This is a genomic window from Agromyces sp. Marseille-Q5079 (assembly GCF_051016555.1).
Classification (GTDB): domain Bacteria; phylum Actinomycetota; class Actinomycetes; order Actinomycetales; family Microbacteriaceae; genus Agromyces.
In genome coordinates this window covers 79,376-101,096 of sequence record NZ_JBPEJF010000007.1, presented here as the reverse complement: position 1 = coordinate 101,096, position 21,721 = coordinate 79,376, and the positions used below count along the sequence as shown (strand labels likewise).

Genomic DNA, 21,721 nt, shown 5'->3' with positions numbered 1-21,721 from the left:
AACGATGGATATCGCGATCATCATCATCTACCTCGCAGCGATGCTGCTGTTCGGCTGGTGGGGCAAGAGCCGCACCAAGAACTCGGCCGACTTCCTGGTCGCCGGCCGCCGCCTCGGCCCGGCGCTCTACACGGGCACCATGGCCGCGGTCGTGCTCGGCGGCGCCTCCACGGTCGGCGGAGTCGGCCTCGGCTACAAGTACGGCATCTCGGGCATGTGGCTGGTCGTCTCGATCGCCGTCGGCCTGTTCCTGCTCAGCATCCTGTTCGCCTCGCGCATCCAGAAGCTCAAGGTCTACACGGTGGCCCAGATGCTGAAGCTCCGGTACGGCGTGAACGCGACGAGCGCCTCGGGCATCGTCATGATGGCGTACACGCTCATGCTCTCGGTGACCTCGACGATCGCCTACGCGACGATCTTCAACGTGCTCTTCGGCACCGACCGCACGATCTCGGTCATCATCGGCGGCGGCATCGTCATGCTGTACTCCTCGATCGGCGGCATGTGGTCGATCACGCTCACCGACATGGTGCAGTTCGTGCTCAAGACGATCGGCGTCTTCTTCCTGCTGCTGCCGTTCGCCTGGGCCAACGCCGGTGGATACGAGGGCATCGTCGACCGCCTGGGCAGCGCGGCCTTCGACCTCGGCGCGATCGGCGTCGACACGATCATCACGTTCTTCGTCATCTACACGTTCGGCATGCTCATCGGCCAGGACATCTGGCAGCGCGTGTTCACCGCGCGCTCGCCGAAGGTCGCGAAGTGGGGCGGCACGGCGGCCGCGGCGTACTGCCTGCTCTACGGCGTCGCCGGCGCCCTGATCGGCATGTCGGCCGCGGCGTTCCTGCCCGGCATCGAGGCCAGCGACGACGTGTACGCCGCGATCACGCAGCAGATCCTCCCAGTGGGCCTCAGCGGCATCGTGCTCGCTGCGGCCGTCGCGGCGATGATGTCGACCGCGTCGGGTGCGCTCATCGCGACCGCCACCGTCGCCCGCGCCGACGTCATGCCGCTCGTGAAGCGCCTCTTCGGCCGCAGTGAAGCGGATGCCGCGGCGCACTCGAACCCCGAGCACGATGTGCGCTCGAACCGGCTCTACGTCGTGGTGCTCGGCATCGCCGTGATCATCGTCGCCGCGTTGCTCAACGACGTGGTCGCCGCGCTGACGGTCGCCTACGACATCCTGGTCGGCGGCCTGCTCGTCGCCATCCTCGGTGGATTCGTGTGGAAGCGCGCCACGGGAGCCGGAGCACTCTGGTCGATGGGCGTGGGCACGGTCGTGACGCTCGGCACCATGGCGGTCATGGGCAACGTGCTCGCGAACGAGCCGATCTACTTCGGCCTCGCTGCGAGCCTCCTCGTCTACGTCGTCGTCAGCCTGGTCACGCCCCGCACGCCGGCCTCGGTGCTGAAGATCTGGACCGACCGCCTCGCCGGCCGGGACGAGGTCGAGGATGCGGGGACCGCTGCTGCCGTGGAGCCCGCCGCGACGCCGGCCCCGGGGGAGGTTCCCGCTCGGGCCGGGACGCCGAGCGCGACGAACCCGACCGCGGAGTAGCGGCACCGAGCACCCGAGTGGGCCGCGAGGCGGCCGTATCGAGATCCCGTGGGGGCGGGCTCGGTACGGCGCCCTCGCGGCCCACTCCCGTGCGCCGGCCGAGTGGTCCCGACGGTCAGTGCTTGTTGCCGCTGAGCGCGAGCACGCCGCCGAGGCCGATGAGCATCACGCCGCCGCCGGCGGAGAGGTGCTCGATGCGTTTCGGGGAGCGGGCGAACCAGTCGCGGGCCGCGCTCGCCGCGATCGCCCACACCGAGTCGAACGCCAGCGCGAGCACGATGAACACGACGCCGAGCTCGAACAACTGGAGTGGGATCGACCCCGCGGGGAACGACACGAACTGCGGCAGCACGGCCACGAAGAACGCGATCGTCTTGGGGTTGGAGATGCCGACGATGAAGCCCTCGCCGAGCTGGCGCCAGTGCGAGCGGGGAGTCGCGCCGTCGGTCGCCGCGCTCGCGGCATCCGCTCGGTGTCGGATCGCCTGGATGCCGAGGTAGACGAGGTAGCCGGCGCCGGCGAACTTCACGATCGTGAAGACCACGACCGACTGGGCGACGATCGCGCCGACGCCGAGCGCCACGGCGATCACGAGCGGGATCATCCCGATGGCGTTGCCGAGCACGCTGAGCAGGCCGCCGATGCGGCCGAGCGCGAGTGAACGGCCGATCACGAAGAGTACGCTCGGGCCGGGGATCACGATCAGCACGATCGACGTGACGACGAACGCCCAGAGCGACTCGATGGGGACCATCCCCGGATGCTACCCCGTCGTCGTGATCGGCGGTCGGGCGGGTACGGTGGCACGGTGAGCGACCACATCTCCGCGAGCGTCGCCGACGGTGTCGGCCACGTCACGCTCAACCGTCCGAAGGCGCTCAACGCGCTGAGCTACGAGATGATCCTCGCGCTCACCGAGGTGTTCGACGCGTGGCGCGACGACTCCGAGGTCGCACTCGTCGTGCTCGACGGCGCGGGCGACCGCGGCCTCTGCGCCGGCGGCGACATCCGCGAGCTCTACGAGTTCGCGACGAGCGGGCGGGCCGCCGACGCGCGCACGTTCTTCCGCACCGAGTACCGGCTGAACGCGGCGATCGCCCGGTATCCCAAGCCGGTCGTGGCGATCATGGACGGCATCACGATGGGCGGCGGCATCGGCCTCGCCGGCCATGCCTCGATCCGCGTCGTCACCGAGCGCTCGCGCATCGCGATGCCCGAGACGCGCATCGGCTTCACGCCGGATGTCGGCGGTTCGTGGCTGCTCGCGAACGCGCCCGGCGAGCTCGGCGTGCACCTCGCGCTGAACTCCCGCACGATGGATGCCGCCGACGCGATCCACGCCGGATTCGCCGACGCGCTCGTGCCCTCCGAGAACCTCCCGCACCTGCTGCAGGCGCTCGCCGAGCGGGCCGACCCCGGCAGCCCGGCCGAGATCGTCATGCTCTTCGACGAGACGCCGGGAGCCTCGGCGCTCGCCGCGAGGCGCGAGTGGGTCGACGCCTGCTACTCGGCGCCGACCGCGGCCGAGATCATCGCGCGCCTGCGGGAGCGGCCCGAGCCCGATGCCGCGGCCGCCGCGGACGAACTCGAGGAGCTCTCGCCCACGGCGGTCTCCGTGACGCTCGACGCCGTGCGTCGGGCGCGCACGCTGCCGCGCCTCGAGGACGCGCTCGAACAGGAGTTCCGGCTCGTCTCGTGGTTCGTCGAGCAGCCCGACCTGCACGAGGGCATCCGGGCGCAGGTCATCGACAAGGACCGCGATCCGAAGTGGGATCCGGCGGTGCTGGCCGACGTCGAGCCGGGTCTCGCGGCGCGCGTGCTCGACGGGCCTGGCCCCGACCCGGTCTTCGCGTAGCCGGACTCGGCAGCGGTCGCGGGCGCGACGGGTATCGGAATGCCCCGGCATCCGTCAGCCGCATTCGATAGCGTTGCAGGATGAAGACCCACCACCTGCGCACGCACCGGAGCGACGAGAACCTCGCGCGTGAGGGCCAGCTCGCCTGGCAGCTCGCGGCGATCGCCACCGATCCGGTCGAACTCGACGACGACGTGGTCGACATGGTCGTCAACCGGGTCATCGACAACGCGGCCGTCGCCGCGGCATCCCTCGCGCGCGGGCCGGTCGTGTCCGCGCGCAGCCAGGCCCTCGCCCACCCGGTCTCGATCGGCGGCGACGGCGCCACCGTCTTCGGTGCCGATGCCGCGCGCCGCACGAGCCCCGAGTGGGCAGCGTGGGCCAACGGCGTCGCCGTGCGCGAGCTCGACTTCCACGACACCTTCCTCGCCGCGGAGTACTCGCACCCGGGCGACAACATCCCGCCCATCACGGCCGTGGCGCAGCACCTCGCCGCGACGCGCGGACTCACGGGTCGCGACGTCCTGCGGGGCATCGCCACGGGGTACGAGATCCAGATCGACCTCGCCAAGGCCATCTCGCTGCACGCGCACAAGATCGACCACGTCGCCCACCTCGGGCCGTCGGCGGCCGCGGGCATCGGCACGCTCCTCGGCCTCGACCAGGAGACGATCTTCCAGGCCATCGGCCAGGCGCTGCACACGACCACGGCGACGCGCCAGTCGCGCAAGGGCGAGATCTCGACGTGGAAGGCGCACGCCCCGGCGTTCGCCGGCAAGATGGCCGTCGAGGCGGTCGACCGCGCGATGCGCGGGCAGACCAGCCCCGTGCCCATCTACGAGGGTGAAGACGGCGTCATCGCGTGGCTCCTCGACGGGCCGGATGCCTCCTACGACGTGCCGCTGCCCGACGCCGGAGAGTCCAAGCGCGCCATCCTCGACTCGTACACGAAGGAGCACTCGGCCGAGTACCAGGCGCAGGCCTGGATCGACCTGGCCCGCAAGCTCCACGAGGAGTACCCGCTGATCCTCGACGAGCCCTCGCGCATCGAGTCGATCACGCTGCACACCTCGCACCACACGCACTATGTCATCGGCTCCGGGGCGAACGACCCGCAGAAGTACGACCCCGACGCCTCGCGCGAGACGCTCGACCACTCGATCCCGTACATCTTCACGGTCGCCCTGCAGGACGGCACGTTCGATCACGCCGAGTCGTACACGCCCGAGCGCGCGCACCGCGCCGACACCGTCGAGCTCTGGAAGAAGGTCTCGACCGTCGAAGACGAGGAGTGGACCCGCAGGTACCACTCGAACGACATCGCCGAGAAGGCGTTCGGCGGCCGCGTGGTCATCAAGCTCGCCGACGGCGGCGAGATCGTCGACGAGATCGCCGTGGCCGACGCGCACCCGCTCGGTGCCCGCCCGTTCGAGCGCGAGCACTACGTGGCGAAGTTCCGCACGCTCGCCGAGTGGGTGCTCGAGGAGGCCGAGATCGAGCGCTACCTCGACCTCGCCCAGCGACTGCCCGAGCTCGGCCCCGACGAACTCGGCGGCCTCACCATCACGGCGGCGCCCGGCTCGCTCGTCGGCGCGGAGATCCCCACGGGGCTGTTCTAGCCCGATGGCGGGACATCCGCCCGAAACCTGACGGAAGCTCAGAATTCACGTCGCATCGACGTGAAGGTCGATACCGTGGTCGCAGTCGAACCCGACTGCCGATCCGACCTCGACGACGTGGAGCGATCCCATGCCAGTTCAGCAGTCTCGTCGTCCGTCCCCCTTCCGGAGGAGCCGGATGCTCGGCATGGCGGTGGCGCTCGTCACGGTGCCGCTCGTCGCCGTGCTCGGGCTCGCATCGCCGGCCGCGGCGGCGGAGGCCGCGCACCTGCATGGCACGGTCACGGGAGTGCAGGCCGACTCCGACCTCGGTCTCGCGGCCGCGATCGTGGCGGCATACCGCTCCGACCAGCCGGCCTCGCCGGTCGCGATCGAGCTCACCTCGGCCGACGGCGCCTTCGACCTCGCGCTTCCGGCCGGCTCGTACCGCCTCTCGGCGGTGACCGAGTCGCGCGCCACCGAGTGGTCCGGGGGCGGCACGTCGTTCGCGTCCGCCGCCGTGGTCGAGGTGGGGGCCGGGGCGAGCTCCGTCGTCGACTTCGACCTCGACATCCCCGCGCTGTCCTTCACCGTCGACATCGACGATGCCCCGAGGGTGACCGGGCTGGGCGAGCAGGGGTCGATCTCCACCGTGCACCCCGGGTCGTGGTCGCCCGCACCCGACGCCTTCGCTTATCAGTGGCTCTTCGGCAGCGTGCCGATCCCGGGTGCGACCTCGGCGACGTACCGCCTGGGCGTGCCGCCGCAGTCGCTGCTCGTCGCCGTCATCCCGAAGAAGGCCGGCTACAGCGAGTGGCCGAGCATCGGCGGATACACCAGCAGCGAGCCTGTGGCGGGCATCGGAGCCCTGCTCGAGTCGATGGATCCCGACGACGAGACGCACATCAGCGACCGCCTCGACGGGTTCCTCCCGGTGCCGTTCGTGAAGCCCGAGGCGATCGCGGTCGGCACACGCCCGATCCGCGGCTTCCCGACGGCCGGCGACAGCTACGCCGTGCTCTCGACCGGCGTCGCGGCCGAGGCGATCGAACCGGGTGACGCCGCGATCGAGCTCTCGACCGACATCGACTCCGCCCCCTTCGAGTTCTTCGACCAGAGCGATGAGACGCGCCTCCGGTTGACGGTCGCGCCGCCTCCGGGTGCGGCGTGCCTCGCGCTCGACGTCATGTTCGGAACCGAGGACTACCCGAGCGCGCTCGACTACCCGTTCGAACCGGGCTCCATCGACTACTTCACCGTCGAGAGTCCCGTCTTCGACGACGCCGAAGACGGGAACCCGCCGAACAACCACGCCGCCAGCCCTGCAGGTCGCGTGATCGACGCCCGTACCCCGCTCGGGCTCTCGCCCGAACCCGGTTGGCGGGTGAACGGCTGGTCGCCGCCGCTCGAGGTGAACGTGCCGCTCAGTGGCGCCGGGTCGGTCGCGGGCGACGGGTACACCGACGTCATCGTGTCGGTGATGGACATCAGCGACGACTTCTTCGACTCCGTGCTGCTCGTCGACAACCTCCGGTTCATTGCCGCGGCGGAATGCCGCACCGACGGCGTCGCCGTGCCGATCGTCGACGAGTCGCCCGTCATCGAGGGCTCCGTTCCGGTGATCGCGGGCGCGGCCAGGTTCGGCGCACGGCTGACCGCCGACGCCGGAGCGTGGACTCCCGACGGGGTCTCGCTCTCCTACCAGTGGGAGCGCAACGGCAAGGCGATCCCCGGCGCGACGGCGTCGACCTACCGCCTCGGCATCCGCGACCTGTACTCGAAGATCTCGGTCCGCGTCACCGGAACCCTCAGCGGCGCCGACCCGGTCACCCTCGAGAGCGCCCCGACGGCGCGCGTGCGGCTCCGCTGACCATCGGCCCCCCGCGTCCCCGTGGTCGTAGGCTTGGGTGGCGTGCGCATCGTGGCGCCGCCCCGCCAGCACTCACGAGGAGCACGATGAGCGATCAGCAGCAGGCACCCGAGATCTACAAGGGACTCGCCGGAGTCCCCGTCGACTACACGGCGGTCTCGAAGGTGAACCCCGACACGAACTCGCTGCTGTACCGCGGGTACCCCGTGCAGGAGCTCGCGGCGTCCAGGACCTTCGAGGAGGTCGCCTACCTGCTCTGGCACGGCGAACTGCCCGACGAGCGCCAGCTCGCCGAGTTCGAGGAGCTCGAGCGCTCCCAGCGCGGACTCGACCACGCCATCAAGCGCGTCATCGATGAACTGCCCCTCACTGCGCACCCCATGGACGTCGTGCGCACGGCCGTGAGCGTCATCGGCGCCATCGACCCGCTGACCCCCGACGACTCGCGCGAGGCGAACCTCGAGAAGTCCATCCGCCTGTTCGCGAAGCTGCCCTCGATCGTGTCCTACGCCCAGCGGCGCCGGCACGAGCTGGAGTTTGTGGAGCCGCGCGGCGACCTTGGCTACTCGGCGAACTTCCTCTGGCAGACGTTCGGCGAGCTGCCCGAACTGCCCGTGGTCAGCGCATTCGACGTGTCGATGATCCTGTACGCCGAGCACTCGTTCAACGCGTCCACGTTCACGGCCCGAGTCATCGCATCGACGCTCGCCGACCTGTACTCGGCCGTCACCGGGGCGATCGGCGCGCTCAAGGGCCCGCTGCACGGAGGCGCGAACGAGGCCGTCATGCACGCGTTCGAGGAGATCGGCCCGGGCGAGGGCGGCGCCGACCGCGCCGTCGCCTGGCTCGACGCGGCCCTCGCCGAGAAGCGCAAGATCATGGGCTTCGGCCACCGCGTGTACAAGAACGGCGACTCGCGCGTGCCCACGATGCGCGACGCGCTCGAGCGCATGGTCGAGTACTACGACCGGCCCGACCTGCTCGAGCTCTACGTCGCCCTCGAGACGACGATGGGCGAGCGCAAGAACATCAAGCCGAACCTCGACTACCCGGCGGGCCCCACGTACCACCTCATGGGATTCGACACCGAGACGTTCACGCCGCTCTTCGTCGCCAGCCGGGTCACCGGGTGGACCGCGCACATCATGGAGCAGCTCGCGTCGAACGCGCTCATCCGCCCGCTCTCGGTCTACAACGGGCCCGACGAGCGGCACGTGCCCGCCTCGACCGACGACGCCTGACGGCCGCGAACCCGCCGGCCTCGGGCAGCTCGGGCCGGCGGGTTCGCGTCGCGGACGTTCCCAGATCCCACAAGCCGGGCGCGCGGCATCCGCTCACGCGCTGTGGCGACCCGCCAATGTCGGGGAATCGACCACGGAATCGTCGTACAGTCGTCGACCATGCACATGTTCTTCCGCACGCTGCTGCACGTGTTGTTCCTCTCGCGCCGCAAGTCCGACCTGGAGCACTACGAGGTCGCGCGCACGGACTTCATCACGCTGCCGACCGATCTCGACATCAACCGGCACATGAACAACGGCGTGTACTTCTCGATCATGGATGTCGCGCGGTTCGACATGCTCGTGCGCAACGGGGTCTGGCGCATCATGCGCGAGAAGGGCTGGTACCCCGTGGTCGCCAGCGAGACGATCACGTTCCGCAAGTCGCTGCAGCTCTGGCAGCGCTTCACGATCGAGTCGCGGATCCTCGGATTCGATGACAAGGCCGTCTACGTCGAGCAGCGCTTCGTGCGGCCCGGTGCCGACGGGACGCCCGAGATCTACGCGACCGGCTTCATCCGCGGGCGGTTCCTGCGCAAGTCCGGCGGGATCGTGCCGGTGCCGGAGCTCATCGAGGCCTTCGGCACCGTCGAGGGCGACGGGCTCCCCGAGTGGATCGAGCGATGGGGCGCGGATGTCGCGCTGCCGGCCACCCGCGCCGAGGCGCCGTCGACCTGGGCCTAGCGGGACCGGCCTAGAGCCGCTGCTGCTTCGGGATCACGATCTCGCGGATGATGAGCAGGATGCCCGCCGAGATCGGGATGGCGACGAGGGCGCCGAGCAGGCCGAGGAGCGTGCCGCCCGCGAGCGCCGAGATGAGCACGATCGTGCCCGGCACCTGCACGGCCTTGCCCATGACCTTCGGCGTGAGGATGTAGGCCTCGACCTGCATGTACACGAGCATGAAGATCAGGACGATGAGGCCGGCCGTCGGCGAGACGAACAGCGAGATGATCGTCATGAGGATCGTGGTGAGCACGGTACCGATGAGCGGGATGAGCGTGACGAAGAACGCGACGACGCCGATGACGAGGGCGTAGGGGACGCCCACGAGGACCAGCAGGATCGTCGAATAGGTCGCGTTCATGAACGCGAGGATGACCATGCCGCTGAGGTACTTGCCGACCGAGAGCATGATGCGTTCGGCGAGGTCGGAGATCTGCGCCCGGTTCGACTTGCGGATCAGCGTGTAGCAGGCCTGCTTCGTGGAGTCGAGCGTGGCGATGAAGTAGATCGACAGCACGAACACGAAGAAGCCGGTCGAGATCGCGCCGATGACCGAGGCGCCGAATGCGAGCGCGCCGCCGCCGATCGTGGCCCAGAGGTTCGGGTCGGACAGCGCGTCCTCGACGGCCTTCACCACGGTCGCCAGCACGCCGTTCGTCGCGTCGTTGACCTGGTCGTACCAGCCGGCGTCCTGCGCGTTCTTGACCATCGCGGGGATGTTCTTCACGAGGCTGACGGCCTGCTCGACGACCGGCGGCACCAGGATCCACACGATCGCGACGGCCACGCCGACGAAGAGCAGGATCACGACGAGGATCGCCATGCCGCGTTTCAGCCCGCGTCGCTCGAACCACCGGATGAGCGGGTCGAGGCCGAGCGCGACGAAGGCGGCGATGAACACCGAGAGCAACACGCTCTGCAGGTTCGAGATCGTGATGCCGAGCAGGAGCGCGAGCAGCACGCCGAGTGTGACGATGAAGCCCCACCTCAACGGATGGTTCGCGAAGAACGAACCGCTCGAGTCGGAAGGTTCGCGCCGCCGCATTCGCTCTACCGTGTTCACGGCGTCAGTTTAGGGGTGCGGATGCCGCGCGCGGCATGCCCCGCGCCGAACGGATTTCGGCGATCAGGCGTTGCCGACGGAGGCCGCCCCTTCGGCCTCGGCGACCGGCGACACGCCGGAGGCCTCGTCGCCGGCCACGTCCGGTGCGTCATCGGCGTCCGTGGCGCGTGGTGGATGCGGCACCGGCAGGTCGCGATAGTACGAGGTGAAGGCCGGATGGTAGGCCGACCAGTCGGGCATCGGCGCGCCGGTGCGCGCGGCGGTGAGCCGATCGAGGTAGTAGTCCCATCCCGGCCCGATGCTCGCGACATCCGTGTCGGGGTAGATGCGCTGGCCGAACGAGAGCGCGGTCATGCCGCCCCGCTCGGTGAGGTTCGAGAGGAGCCGCATGCGCTGCCCGGCCCCGCCGCCGCCGTCGACGACGAAGTGGTGGGGCGGGTCGCAGAAGAGGATGCTGACGGCCTCCCAGCCCTCGTCTTCGGCGTAGCCCTCCTCGGCGTTCATGCGGAACCGCACGGCGCCCGTGGCCGGGCTGCCCGTGTACGTACCGATCCACGCCTTCATCGCGGTGCGATTCGTGAGGCTGTACCAGACGTCTTCGATCGGGGCGTGGAACAACCGGTCGAACTCGATGTAGAGCCCGTCGCCCCTCAGCTGATAGTGGCCAGTCGGCTTCACGGTCATCTTCGCCCCCCGATACTCGGTGTTTTCAGGCTAAACCCGCGAGCCTCCTACTACTAGAGTTGGCGGCATGAGTTCGAAGACGCAGCACCACGAAGAGGCGATGCACGTCGACGAGGGCAAGTCGGGGCTGTGGGGGTTCCTTGCGGGGCTCGTCGTCGCGGCCTTCATCATGATCCCGCTCTCGGGTGCCTTCGCCTTCGCCACGCATCCCAGCACGCAGCAGCTGTTCTCCGGCCGGCTCGACGAGACGAGCCAGGGCGGGTACACCGCCTTCTGGTGGATCGTCACGATCTTCCTGGTGGCGCTGCCGTTCCTCGTCGGCTACGCCGTCGCGCACCTGTCGGTGAAGACGCTGTCGATCGTCGGCGGCATCATCGTCATCTTCATCATCGCGGCCCTCGTCTTCGGGCAGCTCTTCCTCGTCGTCTGATCTGGCTGGTCGCCGATGCGGCGCCGGTCTCGTCGGCGTCGCTCCCCGTGGCAGGCCTCAGTCGCGCGCCGCGTCGAACGCGTCACGTGCGGTCGTGATGCTCGCGTGGTTGCCCGAGGCCCACTCGACCAGTCCGAGCACGGGCAGCGCGAGCGAGCGGCCGAGCTCGGTCGCCGCGTACTCGACGCGCGGCGGGATCTCGGGGTAGCTCGTCCGCGACACGAGCCCGTCGCGCTCGAGGTTGCGCAGGGTCTGCGTGAGCATGCGGTGCGAGATGCCGTCGATGCTGCGCTGCAGCTGCGTGAAGCGCAGCGGCCCGTCGTGCAGCATCCGGATGACGAGCAGGCTCCACTTGTCGCCGACCCGCGAGAGCACGTCGCGGATGACGCGCGCCTCGCTGCTCTCGGCGCCGCACGGGTCGATCGGCGCGGTCGAGCAGGCGTCGAGGTCGGGGTCGAGGCGGAGCGCGGCATCCGTGATCGTCATGGGGGCCTTTCGGGTCGGGCGTCGGCGGGTGCCGCAGGGGGTCACGCACCTCGAGGTGCGTGACGCACGGTGAAGTGCGGGGCGGCGCTGGGTTAGAGTCACCGATCGTGCGTCACGCACTGATCGTAACCGACTTTCTTTGGAGAACCCCATGATCATCGCCCTCTGGATCGCCACCGGGCTGCTCGCCCTCGTCTTCCTCGCCGCCGGCACCATGAAGAGCCTCACCCCGCGCGAGAAGCTCGTCGAGAAGATGGGCTACATGGAGGACCTCTCCGACGGCCAGGCGCGCACGGTCGGCATCCTCGAGTTCCTCGGCGCGCTCGGGCTCATCCTGCCCGCCGCGACCGGCATCCTGCCGTGGCTGACCCCGGTCTCCGCGTTCGCCCTCGCCCTCACGATGGCGGTCGGCACCGGCATCCACGTGAAGCGCCACGAGACCGCCGTCCCGAGCATCGTGCTCGGCGTGTTCGCCCTCCTCGTCGGGCTCGGCTGGGTCTTCCTCGGCTGATCCGGCCGGTTGCGCGCGCCGGTGCAGGAGATCGGGCGATGTCCTCGCTCACAGGCGGGATGGCGCCTGATCTCCTGCAATCCGATGCACGCGGGCTGCGGATCAGCGCTTGAGCGGACGGTCGATCAGCCGGCGGACGCTTCGAGCACCGCCATGGCGGCGTTGTGCCCGCCGATGCCGCTCACGGCGCCGCCGCGCACGGCTCCCGAGCCGCAGACGAGCACGCGCGGATGCCGCGTCGCGACGCCCCACCGCTGCGCGGGCGTCGCGAGGGTGTCGCCCGGCTCGGCCCACGGCCACGACAACGGGCCGTGGAAGATGTTGCCGCCGGGCATGCCGAGCGCGTGCTCGAGGTCGAGCGTCGTCTTCGTCTCGATGCAGGGCCGGCCCGCGGCATCCGTCGCGATGAGCCCCTCGATGGGGTCGGCGAGCACCGAGTCCAGCGAGGCGAGCACCTCGCGCTGCAGCCGCTCCCGGAGCCGGTCGTTGCCGAGGCGCTCGACGAGCCGGTGCGGCACGTGCAGCCCGAAGACCGTGAGCGTGTGCCAGCCGGCCTCGGCGAGCTCGGGCGCGAGGATCGACGGATCGCTCAGCGTGTGGCAGTAGATCTCGCACGGCAGCGGAGAGGGCACCTCGCCGCGAGCCGCGGTGCGATACGCGGCGGCGAGCTGGCTCTCGAGCTCGTTGATGTGGAAGGTGCCCGCGAACGCGGCCTTGGGCGCGACCGACGCGTCGCGCAGGCGCGGCAGGCGGGTGAGCAGCAGGTTGACCTTCACCTGTGCTCCCTCGGGCTCGGCGAGGTGCCTGAGCCGCTCGCGCACGACCGCCGGCAGCCCGACGGGCACGTCGGGCACGAACGGGGACTGCACGGCGGGGGCGATCGCGGATGCCGCGAGCGTCGCCTGCGCCGCTGCGGCGGCGGCCGCGGCCGCCGCGTCGGCGCCCGCGTCGAGCAGGCGGTCGAGCACGGCGGGGGCGACGTTGGCGAGCACGGTGCCGGCCGTCGCCTCGTGGTCATCGCCGTCGAGCCGGTAGCGCACGACGCCGGCGTCGGCGTCGACCGCCGTCACCTCGGCGCCCGTGACGAGCTCGGCGCCCGCCGCGCGTGCGGCGCGTGCGAGCTCGCCCGTGACGGCGCCCATGCCGCCGACGGGCACGTCCCAGTCGCCGGTGCCGCCGCCGATCACGTGGTACAGGAAGCAGCGGTTCGCGTCGAGCGCCGGATCGTCGAGCTCGGTGAACGTGCCGATGAGGCCGTCGGTCGCGACGACGCCACGCACGAGGTCGTCGGCGAAGCGCGCGTCGATCGCGCCACTGAGCGGCTGCTCCACGAGCTCGGACCAGATGCGGTCGTCGTCGATGAGCGCACGGGCCTCCGTGCGCGTCGGCAGCGGTTCGGTCAGCGTGGGGAAGAGGCGCTCGGCGACCCGGGCGGTGTCGGCGTAGAACGACGCCCAGGCCGCGGCATCCGCTTCGGCCCCGACGCGTGCGAAGGCCTCGGCGGATGCCGCCGGGCCCGCGTCGGCGTCGATGAGCAGTCCGCGCGACGGATCGCGGGGGTCGGGGGTGTACGACGAGAAGCGGCGTCGCACGAGGCGGATGTCGAGGTCGAGGTCATCGATGACGCGCTGGGGGAGCAGGCTCACGAGGTACGAGTACCGCGAGAGGCGGGCGTCGACCCCGTCGAACGCCTGCGCCGACACGGCCGCGCCGCCGAGGTGGTCGTCGCGTTCGAGCAGCAGCACGCGCCGTCCGGCGCGGGCGAGGTAGGCGGCTGCGGTGAGGCCGTTGTGTCCGCCGCCGACGATCACGACGTCGTGCTCGGTGCTGGAGAGGGGCATCTCACGAGCGTAGGCGAAACGGGGGCGGCTGCTGCTGCGGCATCCGCTCCTGGTGGCGTCGAGACGTGCGCCCGCGGCATCCGGTGTCATGTTCCAAACTGCTTACTGACAGGTAAGTAACTTTTCGCTAGGGTGACGAATGCGACCGCGCCGACGACGGCGACGGCGTGCACCATCGCAAGAGATCCACCGGTCGACCGCGGGGCACCGCCGACCGCCGTTCAAGGGAGAACATGTGACGACGCAACGCACGCGTCATGCCGGGGTCGCCGGCATGACACGACGAATCGGATCGGGTGTCGCCATCGCGGCCCTGGTCGCAGGAGGAGTGACCGTGACGGCATCCGCCGCCGCCGCAGCAGAGCCCGACTTCGGGCCCAACGTGACGATCTTCGACGAGACCTGGTCGGTCGACGACATCAACGCGGCGCTCATGGCCGCCTCGCAGGAGGAGGAGTTCAGTGCCGACCGGCACCAGTTCTTCTTCAAGCCGGGAACGTACGGCAGCGCCGCGGGCCAGAACGATCCGTCCACCGCGACGGGCATCGTCAACTCCGAACTCGGGTACTACCAGGCCGTCGCCGGCCTCGGCGCCTCGCCCGACGACGTGACCATCAACGGCGCGATCCACGTCGAGCCCGTGCGCCAGTGCGAGGCGAACCCCTGGGACTGCCAGCAGCCCGGCTCGCTCACGCGGTTCTGGCGCTCGCTCAGCAACGTGAGCATCAACCCCATCCAGCGGCCCGTCGGCGTCGACGCCGACCGTCCGTTCCCGAGCGGCGTGACCGACCCGCACCAGATGCGGTTCGCGGTCTCGCAGGCGGCACCCCTGCGCCGCGTGCACATCCAGGGCGACCTGACGCTGTTCGGCCGCGTGGGCGAGTACGCCTCCGGCGGATACCTCGCCAACTCCAAGGTCGACGGCAAGATCGTCACCGGGTCGCAGCAGCAGTGGTTCACGCGCAACTCCACCGTCGGCACGTGGGACGGCGGCGTCTGGAACATGGTCTTCTCGGGCGTCGAGGGGGCCCCGGCCCAGGACTTCGGCCCCACGGCGAACGGCGGCACCGGCAACAAGACCGTCGTCGACGAGACGCCGATCAACCGCGAGTCGCCGTTCCTCTACCTCGACGGCGACGACTACAAGGTCTTCGTGCCCAAGGCGAAGGCCGACACCCGCGGCCACGACTGGTCGACGGATGCCGCGGCCGGCGACAGCCTCGACCTCTCCGACTTCTTCATCGCGAAGCCGGGCGACACCGCCGCCGACCTCAACGCGGCGCTCGCGAGCGGCCTCGACCTGCTCGTCACGCCGGGCGTCTACGAGCTCGACGAGGCCCTGCAGGTCGAGGACGCCGACACCGTCGTGCTCGGCCTCGGCTACGCCTCGCTCGTCCCGACCGCGGGCAACGCCGCCATCGAGGTCGCGGATGTCTCGGGCGTGAAGATCGCCGGCCTCACGGTCGACGCGGGCACCACGAACTCCGACGTCCTCGTGAAGGTCGGTCCCGACGGGGCATCCGTATCCGACGCGTCCGACCCGACCACGCTCACCGACGTGTTCATCCGCGTCGGCGGACCATGGGCTGGCAAGGCGACCACCTCGATCGAGGTCAACAGCCCGAACACGCTGCTCGACCACATCTGGGCCTGGCGCGCCGACCACGGCGACGGCGTCGCGTGGGACGCGAACACCGGCGACCACGGCGTGATCGTGAACGGCGACGACGTGACCGCACTCGGCCTGTTCGTCGAGCATTACCAGAAGAACCAGGTGATCTGGAACGGCGACGGCGGACGCACGATCTTCTACCAGAGCGAGATCCCGTACGACCCGCCGACCCAGGCGGCCTACATGGACGGCGACCGCAAGGGCTTCGCGTCGTACCGCGTCGCCGACGGGGTCACCTCGCACCTCGCACAGGGGCTCGGCGTCTACTCGTTCTTCGACCAGACGATCAACGGCGGCCAGGACATCCGCGTCGCGAGCGGCATCCAGACGCCGAAGTCGGCCGACGTGCGGTTCGAGTCGATGACGAGCGTGTTCCTGAACGGCACGGGCGGCATCGAGCACATCGTGAACGACGCCGGCGCTCCCGCGGTGGGCTCGTTCGCCTCGCCGCAGCTCGTGTCCTACCCGCCGGCCGACACCACGGCCCCGACGGTCGCGATCGCGGCGGACCCGGGTGCGCCCGGCCCGAACGGCACGTACTCGTCGAAGGTCGTGCTCACGATCACGGGCACCGACGACTACACGCCGCCGCCGTCGCTCGAGGTCAAGGTCGACGCCGCCGCGTGGCAGGCCGTGACCGGCCCGATCGAGGTCGGCAACGGCGCCCACACCGTGCTCGCACGGGCCACGGATGCCGCGGGCAACGTCTCGACCGAGGCGTCCTGGACCGGCACGGTCGCGATCGTGGTCGTGCCCGACGTGCCCCTCGACGTCGCGGCGCACACGCAGTGCCTCGACGAGAAGGCGTACATCGTCGTCTCGGCGGTGAATCGGGCGGCGCTCGCCGCGGACATCCGCCTCACCACCGACGAGGGCACCGTGAAGTTCACCAAGGTCGCACCCGGTGCGACGGTGACCTACCTGTGGAAGGTCGGCAAGAAGGTCGCCGACGGCAAGGCGACCGTCGCCGGCTACACGTGGAAGGACGGCGTGGGCAAGTACTCCACCTACCCCGCCCCGTACACGGGCAGCACCTGCAAGTAGTGCGCTGACCCCGACAGGGGCCCCGCACCGACGAGGGGCGAGCGGATGTCGCATCCGCTCGCCCCTCCGTCGTTCGCGCAGGTCAGCGCGCCCGGCGCATCGACCGCACGCCGACGAACACGCCGATCGCGCACGTCACGACGGCCGCGATCACGCCGCCGAGCACGTTCGGGTCGGTGAAGTCGCCGCTGAGCAGTGCGCGTTCGGCATCGACGAGGTAGCTCAGCGGGTTGATCGCCGCGGCGACCTGCATCCACTCGGGACCGTCCTCGAGCGGCAGGAGCATGCCCGACAGGATCATGAGCGGGAACAGCAGGGTCTGGTGCACCATCCAGAACATCCAGTCCCGGTTGCGGCACGCGAGGGCGAGCGCGTAGCTCAGCGCGCCGAAGCCGATGCCGAAGACCGCGAGCACGGCGAGGCCGGCGACGAGCCCCGGCACATTCAGGCTGAAGCCGAACGGCACGGCGACGAGCACCACGATCGTGCCCTGGATGACGAGCGGCACGACCTCCTTCAGGGCCCGGCCGACGAGCAGCGCACTCCGCGAGAGCGGGGCGACGAGCGTGCGCTCGTGCGATCCGGTCTGCATCTCGAAGAGCAGGTTCGCGCCGGTGGACGCCGTGCCGAACAGGGCGACCATGACGAGGATGCCCGGCACGAACCACTGCAGGGTGCCCGCGACGTCGCCGCCCGAGGCGCCGACCAGCAGCGGGCCGAACAGACCGAGGAAGACGAGCGGCTGCACGAGCGAGAACATCACGCTGAACGGGTCGCGCACGAGCGGACGCGTCTCGCGCACGTAGACCGCGGCGGTGTCGCGGAGGAAGCCCGTCGGGCGGGCGGTGGGATCGATGGTCGTGGTCATGAGACTGCTCCTTCGTGATTCGTCGGTCGAGTGGCGGCGCCGGAGGTGACGCGGCTGCGGTTCATGCGGCGACGGCCTCGGCCGATTCGGGCGCGGATGCCTCGGCGTGGGCCGCCTCCTCGCGGAGGCTCCGCCCCGTGAGGGCCAGGAACACGTCGTCGAGCGTCGGCTGCCGATGCGTCGCCGCGACGACCTCGAGGCCGGCGTCGTCGAGCTCGCGGATCCACGCGGGGAGCGCACGGTCCCCGCCCTGCGCGACGAGGGCGATCGTGCGCGGGTCGCCCGCCACGAGCTCGCCGCCGACGCGGGCGGCCGCCGCCGCGGCATCCGCCGTCGAGGGGAACGACAGGGTGACCCGGTCGCCCGCGAGGGACGCCTTCAGCGCGGTCGCGGTGTCGTCGGCGATCACGGCGCCGTGGTCCATGACCATGACGCGCTCGGCGAGCTGGTCGGCCTCGTCGAGGTAGTGCGTCGTCAGGAAGATGGTCGTGCCGGTCGAGCGCCGCAGGTCGACGATGTGCTCCCAGAGGTTGGCCCGGCTGTGCGGGTCGAGGCCCGTCGAGGGCTCGTCGAGGAAGAGCAGCGCCGGGCGGTGGATGAGCCCGAGCGCGATGTCGAGCCGGCGCTTCTGCCCTCCGGAGAGGGCCTGCACGGTGCGGCCCGCGACCTGGCCGAGCTCGAGCGACTCGATGAGCTCGTCGGCGCGGACCCGGGTCTCGCGGCGGCCGAGGCCGTAGAACGCGCCCTGCGCGAGCAGCTCGTCGCGCACGCGCTGGGTGTGCCCGCCGGAGTTGCCCTGCCCGACGTAGCCGATGCGGCGGCGCACGCCTGCGGCATCCGAGCGGATGTCGCAGCCGGCGACGGTCGCATCGCCCGACGTGGGCGGGAGCAGGGTCGTGAGCATGCGGAGCGTCGTGGACTTGCCGGCGCCGTTCGGGCCGAGGAACGCGACGAGCTCGCCCTCTCGCACGGAGAGGTCGAGCGGACGGACGGCCTCGACGGTGGCTCCCTTGGAGCGGAACGTCTTCGTGAGGCCCTGCGCGGTGATCATCTGGTTCGTCATACCTGCACTCTTCTCCGCAATGCGGTCACCTTCTGTCCGCATTGGCGAGATACTTCAGATATGGCCGCAACCACCTCGAGAACGCTCGAACTGCTCTCGCTCCTGCAGAGCCACCGGCACTGGACGGCGCGCGAACTCGTCGACCGGCTCGACGTGAGCGATCGCACGCTGCGCCGCGACGTCGAGCGGCTGCGCGTCCTCGGCTACGGCATCGAGTCGCTGCGGGGGAGCGCCGGGGGCTACCGGCTCGAGGCGGGCACCGGCCTGCCGCCCCTGCTGCTCACCGACGACGAGGGCGTGGCCATCGCGGTCGGCCTCCGGTCCCAGGCGACCGCGGGCCTCCGCGGCGCCGAGCACACGACGCTCAGCGCGCTCGCGAAGATCGAGCAGGTGCTCCCGGCGGCGCTCCGTCGTCGCATCGAGGCGCTGCAGTCGCACGCCGCGGTCGGCACCGGCGGCGTCGGGTCGGCGCGCTCGGCCCGCCCCGCGCCCGAGGTCGACTCCGAACTGCTCGGGCTGCTCGCGCTCGCGTGCCGTGACGCCGAGCGGCTCCGGTTCCGGTACACGGATGCCGCGGGCGAGGCATCCGCCCGGGTGGTGGAGCCGTACCGCCTCGTTCCCGTCGCCCGGCGCTGGTACCTGCTCGCATTCGACCGCGACCGCGACGATTGGCGCACCTTCCGACTGGATCGCATGAGCGACGTCTTCCAGACCCGCGTGCACTTCGACGCGAGGCCGATGACCGACGAGGCCGCGCGCGAGCGCGTCGAGCGGGCGCTGCGCTGGCGCGTGCGGAGCGTGTCGGCGACCGTGGTGGCCGAGTTGCCGAAGGAGGAGCTCGTCGCGCACCTCGGCTGGTACGGCCGCGACGTCGTGGCCGTCGACGCCTCGACCTGCGCGTGGCCGCTCGAGGCGGACTCGGTCGAGAACCTCGTCATGGCCCTCATGTGGATGCCGCGCGGCGTCGCCTACCGGGTCGAGGGGTCGCCCGAGGTGCAGGCGTTCCTCGCCGAGCAGGCCGGGCGCTTCGCCGCGGCCGCCCGGTCGTGAGCCCGGCGTCCGATCGGGACGGGTGGCGGATGTCGGCGGGCCGGGGTTTCATGGCCGCATGGACATCTCGTTCGTCGCGGGCTTCGGCCCCATCGGCACGGCCGACTCGGCATCGCTCGACTTCTGGCGCGGTGCGCTCGGCATCGGCTTCCACGAGAACGCGCCCGGCTACTTCCACACCGAAGACCTGCCGGGCGTCAAGGCCTTCGCGATCTGGCCGCTGAGCCAGGCCGCCGAGGCGACGTTCGGCACCACCGAGTGGCCGGCGTCGCTGCCGACGCCGCAGGCGTGGGTCGAGTTCGACGTCGCCTCGCCGGCCGCGGTCGCCGAGGCGGTCGACGAACTGCGCGCGGCCGGACACGAGATCCTGGTCGGCGCGCACGACGAGCCGTGGGGGCAGACCACGTCCCGCCTGATGAGCCCCGAGGGGCTGCTGGTGGGCGTCAGCTACACCCCGTGGATGCACGAACAGGCGTGACGGTTCGCCCCGGCGACCGCCATTGCCGGGTCAGGAGCCGGCGAGGTCAGTCGTCGTCGGTGCGCTGCAGGGTGCCGATCTCGGAGCCGTCCTGGCCGAGCACGGTCATCGTGTCGTCGGAGACCGTCGCCTGGCTCAGCCCGACGAGCCAGGTGTCGACGCCGTCGCACGCCATCATCGTCGAGGAGACATCCTCGAACTGCACGTGATCGGCCTCGTCGACGCTCCACGAGCCGTTCAGCTGGTTGCACCCGTCGGTGCCGCTGAAGCTGCCGTCGTCCTCGAGCTCGAGCGACGGCGCCGTCGTGTCGGACGTGTCTCCCCAGGTGCCGGCCGGGTCGATCGACCCGCCCCTGGCCGAACCGTCCTCACCCGCGCATCCCGACAAGAGGAGCAGCCCCAGAACCGCACCCGCGGCGATCGTGATCTTTCGCATCCCACCCATGATCGGAGGGTAGACCCGATGGTCGGCGCGGCGCCAGCGTTCCGGTCAGCGGGCGGCCGGCGTCGCGGTCGCGGCGGCCGCCCGGGTCAGGGCGTCGCGGCACGCGACCACGGCCGGTCGGGCGGCGGCGGCCAGCCTGGTCGACGTGAAGACCTCGCGCTGCGGATGCCCCGGCAGGTCGACGAGCGCGACGCTCGGCGCCTCGCCCGCCCAGACCAGGTCGGGCAGGAGGCCGACCGCGTTGCCCGTGCGGATGAGGCGGATGTGCGCCATGAGGTCGGCCGTCTCGAAGCGCACGTCGGGTTCGAACCCGGCCTCCCGGCAGAGCTGCTCGGCCCAGTCCCGTGAGGCCGTGCCCTTCGGCTCGAGCACCCACGGCATGCCGCTGGCCGCCGCGAGGGCCGCGCGCGGTTCATGAGGTCGCGCGAACCGCTCGCTCGAGCCGTCGGAGGCGTCGCTCCGCGTGACCTCGCGCGTGCCGGGGGACGGGGCGCCCGACGGGTGGGACGGGTGCGGCGGCAGCGCGAGGCGGATCGCATCGGCGGCGAGGTGCACCCGGTCGAGGTCGTCGCGGTGCGCGCGGGTGTGCGCGGGGTACTGCTCGGCGATGACGAGGTCGAAGTCGCGCGCGGCCACCTCGAACAGGCCGGCGTCGGGTTCGCGCTCCGTCACCTCGACGCGCAGGCTCGGGTGCTCGGCGCGCAGCAGCGTGAGCGTCTGCGGCACCATGGCGTGGGCGGCCGACTGGAAGACCGCGATGCGCACGGTTCCGCCGACGTCGGTGAGCGAGCGCGCGACATCCGCCTCGGCCTCCTCGAGCCGGTCGAGCACGGCCCTCGCGTGCCCGACGAGGAGTTCGGCCTGCGGGGTGAGCTGCACGCGCCGCCCGACCTGCACGAGCAGCGGCACCCCGGCCTCGCGCTCGAGCTGGCTGAGCTGCTGCGACACCGACGAGGGGCTGTAGGCGAGCGCCTCGGCGACCGCGGCGAGGGTGCCGCGCTGGCTCAGCTCGACGAGCAGGCGCAGGCGTCGCACATCGAGCATCGGCGGCCTCCGGCATCCATTCGATCATTCGGTTCTGCTGAACAGTATCCGTCAGATTCATTCGCTTTACCGAATGGATGTCGCCAGCGCACACTTAACCCGACAGGCGCAGCGATCCCCGGAGCGCCCGAAGAAAAGGACACTACCCTCGTGAC

Annotated in this window: 20 protein-coding genes; 11 read left to right on the top strand and 9 right to left on the bottom strand. The window is 70.8% G+C overall.

What is annotated here, in order from left to right; translation table 11 throughout:
* Positions 1 to 4: 4 nt before the first annotated feature.
* Positions 5 to 1,558: a sodium:solute symporter gene (locus ACR3IO_RS15445; protein ID WP_434072110.1), complete on the top strand. Its 1,554-nt coding sequence runs from the start codon at positions 5 to 7 to the stop codon at positions 1,556 to 1,558.
* A 115-nt stretch (positions 1,559 to 1,673) separates the two neighbouring features.
* On the opposite strand, the gene ACR3IO_RS15440 is transcribed toward ACR3IO_RS15445, so the two are convergent.
* A complete protein-coding gene (locus ACR3IO_RS15440; protein WP_434072109.1) occupies positions 1,674 to 2,312 on the bottom strand; it encodes a LysE family translocator in 639 nt (212 codons plus the stop codon).
* A gap of 54 nt (positions 2,313 to 2,366) precedes the next feature.
* Here ACR3IO_RS15440 and ACR3IO_RS15435 point away from each other — a divergent pair, with 54 nt between their 5' ends.
* The 5 genes from ACR3IO_RS15435 to ACR3IO_RS15415 all read left to right on the top strand — a co-directional run bounded on the left by ACR3IO_RS15435 (position 2,367) and on the right by ACR3IO_RS15415 (position 8,845).
* The gene (locus ACR3IO_RS15435) at positions 2,367 to 3,413 is read left to right on the top strand and encodes an enoyl-CoA hydratase/isomerase family protein (RefSeq protein ID WP_434072108.1); all 1,047 of its coding nucleotides are present in this window, start codon (positions 2,367 to 2,369) and stop codon (positions 3,411 to 3,413) included.
* An 80-nt stretch (positions 3,414 to 3,493) separates the two neighbouring features.
* Positions 3,494 to 5,032 carry an MmgE/PrpD family protein gene (locus ACR3IO_RS15430; RefSeq protein ID WP_434072107.1) on the top strand — a complete coding sequence of 513 codons (1,539 nt, stop codon included), beginning with the start codon at positions 3,494 to 3,496 and terminating at the stop codon, positions 5,030 to 5,032.
* Between the two features lie 178 nt (positions 5,033 to 5,210).
* Positions 5,211 to 6,881: a hypothetical protein gene (locus tag ACR3IO_RS15425; protein ID WP_434072106.1), complete on the top strand. Its 1,671-nt coding sequence runs from the start codon at positions 5,211 to 5,213 to the stop codon at positions 6,879 to 6,881.
* Between the two features lie 86 nt (positions 6,882 to 6,967).
* Positions 6,968 to 8,122 (top strand): bifunctional 2-methylcitrate synthase/citrate synthase, encoded by a 1,155-nt coding sequence (locus tag ACR3IO_RS15420; RefSeq protein WP_434072105.1) that lies wholly within the window; start codon positions 6,968 to 6,970, stop codon positions 8,120 to 8,122.
* Between the two features lie 159 nt (positions 8,123 to 8,281).
* Positions 8,282 to 8,845 (top strand): acyl-CoA thioesterase, encoded by a 564-nt coding sequence (locus ACR3IO_RS15415; protein ID WP_434072104.1) that lies wholly within the window; start codon positions 8,282 to 8,284, stop codon positions 8,843 to 8,845.
* 10 nt (positions 8,846 to 8,855) lie between these two features.
* On the opposite strand, the gene ACR3IO_RS15410 is transcribed toward ACR3IO_RS15415, so the two are convergent.
* Both ACR3IO_RS15410 and ACR3IO_RS15405 read right to left on the bottom strand, forming a co-directional pair.
* Positions 8,856 to 9,950 (bottom strand): AI-2E family transporter, encoded by a 1,095-nt coding sequence (locus ACR3IO_RS15410; protein ID WP_434072103.1) that lies wholly within the window; start codon positions 9,948 to 9,950, stop codon positions 8,856 to 8,858.
* A gap of 63 nt (positions 9,951 to 10,013) precedes the next feature.
* Positions 10,014 to 10,634: an SRPBCC domain-containing protein gene (locus ACR3IO_RS15405; protein WP_434072102.1), complete on the bottom strand. Its 621-nt coding sequence runs from the start codon at positions 10,632 to 10,634 to the stop codon at positions 10,014 to 10,016.
* Between the two features lie 67 nt (positions 10,635 to 10,701).
* On the opposite strand from ACR3IO_RS15405, the gene ACR3IO_RS15400 reads away from it, so the two are divergent.
* Positions 10,702 to 11,064 (top strand): hypothetical protein, encoded by a 363-nt coding sequence (locus ACR3IO_RS15400; RefSeq protein ID WP_434072101.1) that lies wholly within the window; start codon positions 10,702 to 10,704, stop codon positions 11,062 to 11,064.
* Positions 11,065 to 11,121: 57 nt separating this feature from the next.
* Here the strand turns inward: ACR3IO_RS15400 and ACR3IO_RS15395 are convergent, their stop codons facing one another.
* The gene (locus tag ACR3IO_RS15395; RefSeq protein WP_434072100.1) at positions 11,122 to 11,550 is read right to left on the bottom strand and encodes a winged helix-turn-helix transcriptional regulator; all 429 of its coding nucleotides are present in this window, start codon (positions 11,548 to 11,550) and stop codon (positions 11,122 to 11,124) included.
* Positions 11,551 to 11,701: 151 nt separating this feature from the next.
* On the opposite strand from ACR3IO_RS15395, the gene ACR3IO_RS15390 reads away from it, so the two are divergent.
* The gene (locus ACR3IO_RS15390) at positions 11,702 to 12,061 is read left to right on the top strand and encodes a DoxX family protein (RefSeq protein ID WP_434072099.1); all 360 of its coding nucleotides are present in this window, start codon (positions 11,702 to 11,704) and stop codon (positions 12,059 to 12,061) included.
* 125 nt (positions 12,062 to 12,186) lie between these two features.
* Here the strand turns inward: ACR3IO_RS15390 and ACR3IO_RS15385 are convergent, their stop codons facing one another.
* A complete protein-coding gene (locus ACR3IO_RS15385; RefSeq protein WP_434072098.1) occupies positions 12,187 to 13,902 on the bottom strand; it encodes a phytoene desaturase family protein in 1,716 nt (571 codons plus the stop codon).
* Between the two features lie 274 nt (positions 13,903 to 14,176).
* On the opposite strand from ACR3IO_RS15385, the gene ACR3IO_RS15380 reads away from it, so the two are divergent.
* A complete protein-coding gene (locus ACR3IO_RS15380) occupies positions 14,177 to 16,618 on the top strand; it encodes an adenylyl cyclase (RefSeq protein WP_434072097.1) in 2,442 nt (813 codons plus the stop codon).
* 82 nt (positions 16,619 to 16,700) lie between these two features.
* Here the strand turns inward: ACR3IO_RS15380 and ACR3IO_RS15375 are convergent, their stop codons facing one another.
* Both ACR3IO_RS15375 and ACR3IO_RS15370 read right to left on the bottom strand, forming a co-directional pair.
* The gene (locus ACR3IO_RS15375) at positions 16,701 to 17,486 is read right to left on the bottom strand and encodes an ABC transporter permease (protein WP_434072096.1); all 786 of its coding nucleotides are present in this window, start codon (positions 17,484 to 17,486) and stop codon (positions 16,701 to 16,703) included.
* Between the two features lie 61 nt (positions 17,487 to 17,547).
* The gene (locus tag ACR3IO_RS15370; RefSeq protein WP_434072095.1) at positions 17,548 to 18,549 is read right to left on the bottom strand and encodes an ATP-binding cassette domain-containing protein; all 1,002 of its coding nucleotides are present in this window, start codon (positions 18,547 to 18,549) and stop codon (positions 17,548 to 17,550) included.
* Between the two features lie 60 nt (positions 18,550 to 18,609).
* Between ACR3IO_RS15370 and ACR3IO_RS15365 the strand changes: the two genes are divergently transcribed.
* Complete coding sequence (locus tag ACR3IO_RS15365; protein WP_434072094.1) at positions 18,610 to 19,599, top strand: helix-turn-helix transcriptional regulator; 990 nt, start codon at positions 18,610 to 18,612, stop codon at positions 19,597 to 19,599.
* A 58-nt stretch (positions 19,600 to 19,657) separates the two neighbouring features.
* Positions 19,658 to 20,077, top strand: a complete 420-nt coding sequence (locus ACR3IO_RS15360; protein ID WP_434072093.1) for a VOC family protein — start codon at positions 19,658 to 19,660, stop codon at positions 20,075 to 20,077.
* A gap of 46 nt (positions 20,078 to 20,123) precedes the next feature.
* On the opposite strand, the gene ACR3IO_RS15355 is transcribed toward ACR3IO_RS15360, so the two are convergent.
* On the bottom strand, positions 20,124 to 20,522 hold the full coding sequence (locus ACR3IO_RS15355) for an META domain-containing protein (RefSeq protein WP_434072092.1): 399 nt from the start codon (positions 20,520 to 20,522) through the stop codon (positions 20,124 to 20,126).
* 45 nt (positions 20,523 to 20,567) lie between these two features.
* On the bottom strand, positions 20,568 to 21,566 hold the full coding sequence (locus tag ACR3IO_RS15350; protein ID WP_434072091.1) for a LysR family transcriptional regulator: 999 nt from the start codon (positions 21,564 to 21,566) through the stop codon (positions 20,568 to 20,570).
* Positions 21,567 to 21,721: the final 155 nt, after the last annotated feature.

What these genes read in the sequence shown, in the direction of transcription:
- ACR3IO_RS15445 (WP_434072110.1), top strand. Translation starts at nt 5, where the DNA reads ATGGATATCGCGATCATCATCATCTACCTCGCAGCGATGCTGCTGTTC.
- ACR3IO_RS15440 (WP_434072109.1), bottom strand. Translation starts at nt 2,312, where the DNA reads ATGGTCCCCATCGAGTCGCTCTGGGCGTTCGTCGTCACGTCGATCGTG.
- ACR3IO_RS15430 (WP_434072107.1), top strand. Translation starts at nt 3,494, where the DNA reads ATGAAGACCCACCACCTGCGCACGCACCGGAGCGACGAGAACCTCGCG.
- ACR3IO_RS15425 (WP_434072106.1), top strand. Translation starts at nt 5,211, where the DNA reads ATGCTCGGCATGGCGGTGGCGCTCGTCACGGTGCCGCTCGTCGCCGTG.
- ACR3IO_RS15420 (WP_434072105.1), top strand. Translation starts at nt 6,968, where the DNA reads ATGAGCGATCAGCAGCAGGCACCCGAGATCTACAAGGGACTCGCCGGA.
- ACR3IO_RS15415 (WP_434072104.1), top strand. Translation starts at nt 8,282, where the DNA reads ATGCACATGTTCTTCCGCACGCTGCTGCACGTGTTGTTCCTCTCGCGC.
- ACR3IO_RS15405 (WP_434072102.1), bottom strand. Translation starts at nt 10,634, where the DNA reads ATGACCGTGAAGCCGACTGGCCACTATCAGCTGAGGGGCGACGGGCTC.
- ACR3IO_RS15400 (WP_434072101.1), top strand. Translation starts at nt 10,702, where the DNA reads ATGAGTTCGAAGACGCAGCACCACGAAGAGGCGATGCACGTCGACGAG.
- ACR3IO_RS15395 (WP_434072100.1), bottom strand. Translation starts at nt 11,550, where the DNA reads ATGACGATCACGGATGCCGCGCTCCGCCTCGACCCCGACCTCGACGCC.
- ACR3IO_RS15390 (WP_434072099.1), top strand. Translation starts at nt 11,702, where the DNA reads ATGATCATCGCCCTCTGGATCGCCACCGGGCTGCTCGCCCTCGTCTTC.
- ACR3IO_RS15385 (WP_434072098.1), bottom strand. Translation starts at nt 13,902, where the DNA reads ATGCCCCTCTCCAGCACCGAGCACGACGTCGTGATCGTCGGCGGCGGA.
- ACR3IO_RS15380 (WP_434072097.1), top strand. Translation starts at nt 14,177, where the DNA reads ATGACACGACGAATCGGATCGGGTGTCGCCATCGCGGCCCTGGTCGCA.
- ACR3IO_RS15375 (WP_434072096.1), bottom strand. Translation starts at nt 17,486, where the DNA reads ATGACCACGACCATCGATCCCACCGCCCGCCCGACGGGCTTCCTCCGC.
- ACR3IO_RS15370 (WP_434072095.1), bottom strand. Translation starts at nt 18,549, where the DNA reads ATGACGAACCAGATGATCACCGCGCAGGGCCTCACGAAGACGTTCCGC.
- ACR3IO_RS15365 (WP_434072094.1), top strand. Translation starts at nt 18,610, where the DNA reads ATGGCCGCAACCACCTCGAGAACGCTCGAACTGCTCTCGCTCCTGCAG.
- ACR3IO_RS15360 (WP_434072093.1), top strand. Translation starts at nt 19,658, where the DNA reads ATGGACATCTCGTTCGTCGCGGGCTTCGGCCCCATCGGCACGGCCGAC.
- ACR3IO_RS15355 (WP_434072092.1), bottom strand. Translation starts at nt 20,522, where the DNA reads ATGGGTGGGATGCGAAAGATCACGATCGCCGCGGGTGCGGTTCTGGGG.
- ACR3IO_RS15350 (WP_434072091.1), bottom strand. Translation starts at nt 21,566, where the DNA reads ATGCTCGATGTGCGACGCCTGCGCCTGCTCGTCGAGCTGAGCCAGCGC.